This window comes from Nitrosomonas oligotropha, assembly GCF_009833085.1.
GTDB lineage: Bacteria > Pseudomonadota > Gammaproteobacteria > Burkholderiales > Nitrosomonadaceae > Nitrosomonas > Nitrosomonas oligotropha.
Genome location: NZ_QRBZ01000062.1, coordinates 1 through 6077, shown reverse-complemented (window position 1 = coordinate 6077; position 6077 = coordinate 1). Strand labels below are relative to the sequence as shown.

General features: G+C 49.2%; 5 protein-coding genes. 2 read left to right on the top strand and 3 right to left on the bottom strand.

What is annotated here, in order from left to right; genetic code table 11:
• From ABD07_RS15240 to ABD07_RS14510, 3 genes are all read right to left on the bottom strand, one after another.
• On the bottom strand, positions 1 to 1079 hold a 1079-nt coding region (locus ABD07_RS15240; RefSeq protein ID WP_160818890.1), incomplete at its 3' end, for a methyl-accepting chemotaxis protein.
• 39 nt (positions 1080 to 1118) lie between these two features.
• Entirely contained in the window at positions 1119 to 1373 is a 255-nt protein-coding gene (locus ABD07_RS14515; protein WP_160818889.1) for a chemotaxis protein CheW, read from the bottom strand.
• 430 nt (positions 1374 to 1803) lie between these two features.
• Positions 1804 to 2421 carry a LexA family protein gene (locus ABD07_RS14510; protein ID WP_160818888.1) on the bottom strand — a complete coding sequence of 206 codons (618 nt, stop codon included), beginning with the start codon at positions 2419 to 2421 and terminating at the stop codon, positions 1804 to 1806.
• Positions 2422 to 3218: 797 nt separating this feature from the next.
• Between ABD07_RS14510 and ABD07_RS14505 the strand changes: the two genes are divergently transcribed.
• Complete coding sequence (locus ABD07_RS14505; RefSeq protein WP_160818887.1) at positions 3219 to 5651, top strand: type I restriction-modification system subunit M; 2433 nt, start codon at positions 3219 to 3221, stop codon at positions 5649 to 5651.
• On the top strand, positions 5642 to 6077 hold a 436-nt coding region (locus ABD07_RS14500; RefSeq protein WP_193566070.1), incomplete at its 3' end, for a restriction endonuclease subunit S. The genes ABD07_RS14505 and ABD07_RS14500, both read left to right, overlap by 10 nt.

The window sequence follows — 6077 nt, the reverse complement described above, 5'->3', positions numbered from 1 at the left end:
ATGATGTCGACAATTTTCTTCGAGCTTTCGTTGATCGAGCTCATGGTTTGCACCACTTGGCCGACCACCGCGCCGCCTTTCATGGCAACTTCGGATGCTCCCACCGCCAGTTGATTGGCTTGACGCGCGTTGTCGGCGTTTTGTTTGACGGTGGAGGTCAGCTCTTCCATCGACGATGCGGTTTCTTCCAGGCTGGAGGCTTGTTCTTCCGTGCGTTGGCTCAAGTCGGAGTTGCCGGAGGCGATTTCGCCCGATGCCGTTGTGATTTGGTCCGTTCCCATGCGTACTTTACCGACCAGGTCAACCAGATTTTCGTTCATGGTTTTCAGCGCTTGCAGCAGTCGTCCGGTTTCATTGGTGGAAGTGGCTTCTATCCGTTTGGTGAGATCGCCGGAGGCTACCGCATTCGCTACTTCAATCGCTTCATTTAATGGTGCAATAATCGAACGTAGTAATAGCACACCAAAAATAACGGCTAATACAGCACCGAGTACCATCACAGCTGCCATAGCCGTAGAGATTTTTTCAAAAGTGCTTTGTGCATCCTGATATTCTTTGGCGCCATCGGTTTTCTGCATGTCGAGTATTTTGAACATGCTTACGCGTAGAGCCGCAAACTTTGGACCGCCATTGTTGGCCGCATTGTTAGCAGCCGCCTCGAAGTCGCCAGCCATTGCATACTGGAACGTCAGCTTGACTGCGTCAGCATAATCCTTGATCTGATCGGTGACGGTCTTGGATAAGGCAACTTCTTGTTCCGACACATTAGTAGCTTGGTTTTTTACCCATAACTCTTCAATCTCTTTAATCAATTCCATGCTTTGTTCATGCTTGGCTTTAGCATTACTGACATCTTTTTTCCCTACGGCATCTAAGCCATTCAAGCGAACCGTGTACCAGCGGTCAATCATGGTCCCTAAATAGGCTAGAGACATGGTGCGATTTTCATGCAGCCCCTTCAAGCGTTCATTGGAATCGTGGTAGCTATTTAATCCAAAAGAACCGACACCCAGCATCAAAATTGTCAACATACTGATGATAAGAAACAAGCGAAACTTAATAGTTGTGTCTTTAAACATTACTAGCTCTCCTTTAAGCACTCTTTAAATAAAATCCCACTAATGAATATTTCGTTCGATCAAGCCCAAGCCGCTGCCACCCATCAATTTCTCGATATCGATCGAGATCAGCATGCGCTTGCCGACGGTTCCTAGCCCGGTAATATATTCAGTATCAATTACTGAACCTGACTCCGGCGCCGGTCGTATTTGTCCCTCCCTCAGCGTGATTACATCCGCTACCCTATCCACCACAATTCCCGTTACCCGCCCGGCCACATTCAAAATAATCACTACGATAAATTGAACAACCATCACTCATCATTGGTAAATACATTGAATCGGCCTTGCCAATATATTTTATATATCAGATAGTTTGCAGGAATGAAGCAGCTGTTTACGGTAATCTTTCTAAAAAATTCTGTAAGTTTATTCCCGTTGTTTTATTCAAAAATATGAACTGCATATGCAGGATATTTCCTATGATAGAAAATTGAATTACTTTGAACGATCGCAACAGCTCCTTTAAAGGAGCTGTTGCGAACCGCTAAAGTAGCGCTGAGAATGGGGATCATGGAATCCGAGGCTCTTCATCTGATAAAGGGATGAAGTGAAGAATAGCGATGAAGTTACATCATGCAGGAAAAAATCAGTAACTTAAGGTACAGGGCGATAGCGTCTGAACTACCTGCATCACTGTGATGGAGGCGACAGCTGCCGCTTGCCACGCAGCCATCGCGATATGTTATTTGAAGCGGCGGAACGATCCTATGACGACACCGAAAATCTCAAATTGCATATCCGGGCGAATGTAAATCGGCCGGTAAGCACCCGACGAATTGGCCGGCATAAGCCTTGGCATTTTGTTCGCCCCATAATCCAGGATCTTGATGGTGAATTCACGATCCACCACGGCCAGCACAATGTCGCCCATCCCCGGTGTTCTTGATCGATCCACCACCACTTTATCATCCGGCAGCAAACCCACATCAATCATCGAATCTCCCTTGATCGTTACGAAGAACGTCGATGCCGCATGGTCGATCAGAAACTCGCTGACATCCAGGCGCTTTTCGACATGATCGTCCGCCGGACTGGGAAATCCCGCCGCCACTTTGTTGGAAAAAAGCGGTAACAAGGTCGGTTGATTGCCGATTTCGGGAATGAGCAGATCATTCTCGTCGATATTGACAACCGTGGTGTCGCGATCGTCATTCGCTTTTTTGCGCTGGAAAGCTTCCAAGAAACTTTTTATCGTTGCTGTCTGGCTTTCCGGTATGCGCATCGTTGTCGTTGGCTCGCCAAATTTACCCTGGCCGCGCGGCCTGCCTGCATTTTCCCTTTTTCCGCCACGATTTGACATGTTTGAATCACTCCCATTGAAATTCGTAGCGATATTCAAACATGCCTTGTATATTGCTGTCAAATAGTCTCATGCAAGGGCTGGCGTCAAACCTGGAATGTTCCGGCCCTGCTCACTCCGGATCAGTAAGCACTGCTTATGAAGCAATTGTGGTGCGCGGTTTATAATGCGCTCTGATAATCTTACGGTTCTGGCTGGAATTGATACCGCTGGAGATCGGCTGTCACACTTTATCAGCGATGGTGCGGATTTTTTGCCCCGCCCCAAGGGGCGGGTAATTCACTAAAACACTTAAACTGAAGGGATTTAAGCGCTACGTCGATTGCTTACGAGAAGTATATTGAGATAATAATCAACGCCACTGCTACCGCGCCGATGAAAGTCATATTGTAGCCAAGTTTTTTAAATGTAATGGTATCTTCTGTGTCTAACATTTCCATGATTATCTCCGTCTTTTAACAATTAGTGGAGATTGCATTTTCAAGCAAACCGGCATCCCATTTATTGATTCAGATCAAGAAATCCGTTCACGAAGGTCAGTTTTCTTGATATAGATCAACAAAATGCAAAATATCGATGCATAAAAGACCAAAACCGGATTTTTATTCCGGCGGCGCCCATCTGTTTTTCCGGGTTTTCCGGATCCCGTTTTTTGTCCCCAAACGAATCGCTCGCACAAATATCCCGCGGAAGCTCGACCCAGCGCCGCCGCCAGCCTCGGCAGCGGATGCGAGTAAATGATATAATTCCATGCAACATCCCACCGTAAATTATTGTATTTCAAATAACAAAAACACATGGCCATCAAAAAATCCGAGCTTTATTCTTCCCTGTGGTCAAGTTGCGATGAACTGCGCGGCGGCATGGACGCCAGCCAGTACAAGGACTATGTGCTGGTGATGCTGTTCATCAAATATGTCAGCGACAAATACGCCGGTCAGCCGTTTGCCCCGATCAAGATTCCGCCAGGCGCGAGTTTCAGGGATATGATGGCGCTGAAAGGCAAACCCACCATCGACGATGACATCAACAAGAAAATCATCGCGCCGCTCGCCAATGCCAACAAATTATCCAGCATGCCGGATTTCAACGATCCGGAGAAACTCGGCAGCGGCAAGGATATGGTCGATAGGCTCAGCAACCTCATCGCCATTTTTGAAAACAAGGCACTGGATTTCAGCAAGAATCGCGCGGAAGGCGATGACATCCTCGGCGATGCCTACGAATACCTGATGCGTCATTTCGCCACCGAAAGCGGCAAGAGCAAAGGGCAGTTCTACACCCCGGCGGAAGTCAGCCGCATCATGGCGCGCATCATCGGCATCGATCAGGCCGACACCACGGCGTCGACCACCGTTTACGATCCGACCTGCGGCTCCGGTTCGCTGCTGTTGAAAGTGAGCGATGCCGCCAAAACGCCGGTGACGCTGTACGGTCAGGAAAAAGACGCCGCCACCAGCGGTTTGGCGCGCATGAACATGATCCTGCACAACAACCCCGGCGCCGAGATCAAGCAGGGCAACACACTGGCCAATCCGCTGTTTCTCTACGAACAAGGCGGGCTAAAGACGTTCGATTACGTCGTCGCCAATCCGCCGTTCAGCGACAAACGCTGGGGCAACGGCGTTGATACCGCTCACGATCCATTTCAGCGCTTCGATGGATTGGGCGTGCCGCCGGATAAAAACGGCGATTACGCCTACCTGCTGCATATCATCCGTTCGCTGAAAAGCCGTGGCAAAGGCGCGTGCATTCTGCCGCACGGCGTGCTGTTCCGCGGCAATGTCGAAGCCGCCATCCGCGCAGCCATCATCCGCAAGGGATTGATCAAGGGCATCATCGGCCTGCCTGCCAACCTGTTTTACGGCACCGGCATCCCGGCGTGCATCATCGTCATCGACAAGGAAAACGCGCAAAACCGCAAAGGCATTTTCATGATCGACGCAGGCAAGGGTTTCATGAAAGACGGCAACAAAAACCGCCTGCGGGAAATGGACATCCACAAAATTGTCGACGTGTTCAATAAGCAGATCGAAATTCCAGGCTACAGCAAAATCGTATCGTTCAGCGAGATCGAAAAAAACGAATTCAACCTCAACATCCCGCGCTATATCGACAGTTCCGAAGCCGAAGACCTGCAAGACATCGAGGCGCATCTGCTGGGCGATATCCCCAAAGCCGACATCGACGCGCTGCACGATTACTGGGCGGTGTGCCCCAACCTGAGATCGGCGTTATTTGCTCAGGCCAAACGCAGCCCAAACTATCTGAGCCTGACAGTCGGCAAGGACGACATCAAGCCAACCATTTTCGCGCACCCCGAATTTATCAGTTACATGACTGAAATGAATCAAGTATTCAGTCACTGGGAAAAGAACACCACCGCAACATTGAAAGGACTGCAACCCGGTTTTCATCCAAAGCACATCATCCACGCCATCGGCGAAGCGTTGCTCGCCACCTACGAAGGCCGCGCCCTGATCGACCGGTACGATGTCTACCAGCACCTGATGAATTTCTGGTTCGACGTGATGCAGGACGATTGCTACCTGATCGCCGCCGACGGTTGGCAAGCGGCCACGTACCGCATCGTGGAAGAAAAGAAAACCAAGGACGGCCAGGTGACCAAAACCATCGATAAAGGCTGGACCTGCGATCTGGTTCCGAAAACGCTCGTGATTCACCGCTACTTTGCCGGGCAGCAACAAGCCATCGATCAACTCAATTTGGAACTGGAAACGCTGCAAAGCCGGTTGGTGGAAATGGAAGAAGAACATGGTGGCAATGTTGACGATGGCGGCGCATTTGCCGAACTCGACAAGATCAGCAAAGCCAGTATCAACGCGCGCCTGAAAGAAATCAAAAACGATCCGCAATCGATTGACGAAGAAAAAATCCTCAGGCAATACCTGGAGCTGCTGGAACAGGAAGCGGCAGCCAAAAAGGCCATTCAGTCCGCCGAAGCGGAACTGGATGCCGAACTGCATGAGTTTTACCCCACACTCACCGCAGACCAGATCAAGCAACTGGTGGTCGACGACAAATGGATCGCCGCCATCGACCGCGATATTCATTCCGAGATGGATCGCATCAGCCAGCGTTTAACGCAACGCATCAAGGAATTGGCCGAGCGCTATGAAACGCCATTGCCGCAGCAAAACCAGCAGGTGGCAGAGCTGGAAAAGGCCGTGAATGCGCACCTGCACAAGATGGGGTTTGCATGGAATTGAAGCCAGAATTCAAGCAGACTGAGGTGGGGGTGATTCCGGAGGATTGGAATGTTGTTGCTATTGGGGATGTCTTGAATAGTTTTCAGAATGGTTATGCTTTCTCTACCAAGGGTTATGTTGCTTCAGGAATCCCTATAATAACCATGGCACAAATCGGATTAGATGGAAGCTTCCGTTTCGATGAAAACCAAGTCAATAAGTGGTCGAAAACTGAATATGAAAAACTTAAACCATTTCACGTTCAAGATGGTGACGTAATTATCTCAATGACAGATGTTACGCCAGAAAAGAATCTTATTGGACGGATGTCAATAGTTACGTTGAGGAGTAAAGCCTTACTGAACCAACGTGTTGGTCTCTTGCGACTCGATTACAAAATAATAGACCCTATTTATTTAGTCGCTTTATCTGTAAGAATTTCTAGCG